The sequence below is a fragment of the Dysgonomonas termitidis genome, from assembly GCF_042654545.1.
GTDB lineage: Bacteria > Bacteroidota > Bacteroidia > Bacteroidales > Dysgonomonadaceae > Dysgonomonas > Dysgonomonas termitidis.
Genome location: NZ_JBHSGN010000229.1, coordinates 1 through 2,088 on the forward strand (window position 1 = coordinate 1; position 2,088 = coordinate 2,088).

The window sequence follows — 2,088 nt, forward strand, 5'->3', positions numbered from 1 at the left end:
CCTTTATTCCGGCTACGGAATTATGACCTTGACGCCCGCCGGCGGCCAAGGGTCCTTTTTTATATATCTTGTTCCAATGTCATTGTTTCTTTTATTTTTATACTCATAGCTCGTTACATTGTTCATAACGGCCGGGTAAATGCAGGCTCCCGGTGAAAGAGGTTATATGTATCATCAGAATCTAATAGGGAGCCTGCCAAACCCACTTACATGAACAATGTAATAATGAACTATAACGTTTTCAAGCCGGCAGTCGAGTGCCATATGTACAGCGGTTTTAGTCATGGTCCTGTATAATTGGCTCCTTTTCGCGCGTCGTCCGGCCGGAAACGGATAACAACAGCACAGGGGTGTCGTTGCATCTTCGTGCCGGATTACAGCTTGTTAGCTGTATACTCCGTTCGTTTAAGTACCGGTTTTCCCGGTTGTTATCGTTTTGATTCATCCTGTTATATATTTTTATCTGTTCGTATTCATTTATTTTTATCTATTTGTCAATTCCCGACCTTTGTTTTCTTTTTTAGTAGGGTAGCATAGCGCTTTCCTAGAGGGTCACAGTGACAGTGAACTGAGCCGGATTTGTTTGGCCTCAAATGACTTTGGCGAACTGTCGATTTATTAGCGCTCTGTTATTATAACGTAATCTAATGCGAGCCCAGTCCAGCTTGATTTGCCTACGGCGCGGTGCAAAACACCGATCTTGTACCCGTTTACGATTTTCGTCTCTCGGCCAGGCCTTATAGTCCAATAATAGGTGCCTCCCGCACTCGTGTTTGTCCAAAACCCCGGTGAGGGGATATCATCGTATGTGTAGTCATACCCCTCATACGCAGCCACTGCGGGATTAGTCACCCTACCTGGTTCGTCCACTAGTCTGAAGGTACGTGAATCTACGGGAACAAATTCTATATGATATTTCGGTGCATATATGTCTATTAAAGTGTCGTTCAGGATGGTGAAAGACATAGCGTTGACATTAGCCTCGGTAGCTGTAATGTATACTACCGAGCCCGCAGGCACATAGGAGCCCGGGGGTAGCGGTGTGGGGTCAAGCGCGGTACTTATAGTGAATGATCCTACACCCGTGCCGTAGATAGTACCAACATCGATTTTCACGCGGTCGTCGCCCGACTGCGTAACCGTTACGACATGGGTAAAGTTCCCTGACTGTATTTTGATTTTACCTTCGCGCGCTGCCCCGGTATTTTCCTGAAGCAGCACCGATACGGTTTCCATTGTGTTAGCATCTCCTCCTGGGTCATCTACCGAAAGCCAGCCGCCGTCCGGGGCCGTTGTACCGTCGGCTTCGAAACAAGAGATCGTCCAGGCGGCAGTGGATTTGACGGTGATTTTGTTGTCCGTGGATGCATCGGTTACCTCCTCATAGCCGAAGCTAAAGTCCGGCGCATTGACCGCCAGGTAATTCTTTGCATCCCAATAGACATCCGTAACGTTTTCATCGATGACGAAGACCTGTACGTCGATATTGGTAATGACATCCGTCGAAGCCAATGCGGCGGCAGCCGTAGCAAAGCCCGGGCCGCTGACCTGTGAGACGGTGAAGGTGTACCTATGGTTGCGTACGATCGGCATGAAGTCGCCTTTGGTGGTACCGCTAACGCTGCCGTCGTAGGTGAAGTCCACCGGATAGTAATAATCCACAAGGTTGTATGTCCCCCTGATAATGATGCGGGGGGCGGTCTGGGTGCTTATCGTTGCGGTTGTCGGGGCGGCCGCTTCGAAGGCATAGATCTCGCCGGCCATATTGGCCGACACCGCGGCCCCGGTGTATGTTATCGGGGAGGTGGCATTCTGTACCGCTCCGGGCAGGTTAGGCTGTGCCGGGGAAGCCCCGTATTGCGTATCGTCGTTGACCAGCAGGCCGTTTTTATTGAAGTTGTACAGCATCACGTCTTTGAGCGTAAATGTCGCTGCGGCGCTGTTGACGATATCCACACGCGCCAGCATGCGTACCAGGTTCAGGCCGCTGAAGGTCTGGCCCTGCCTGATACTGATGCCGTTGGTCGTCCCGGCTATTACTTCGCCCGTCATCGGGATGTAATCCGGTGTAGCGGTATCCCATTGTCC

At 50.6% G+C, this 2,088-nt stretch carries 1 protein-coding gene; it reads right to left on the reverse strand.

All coding sequences use genetic code 11. The features are described from left to right. Positions 1-618 precede the first annotated feature (618 nt). Positions 619-2,088, reverse strand: a 1,470-nt coding sequence (locus ACFO6W_RS26390; RefSeq protein ID WP_380002169.1) for a BACON domain-containing protein, incomplete at its 5' end; no start/stop codon positions are given.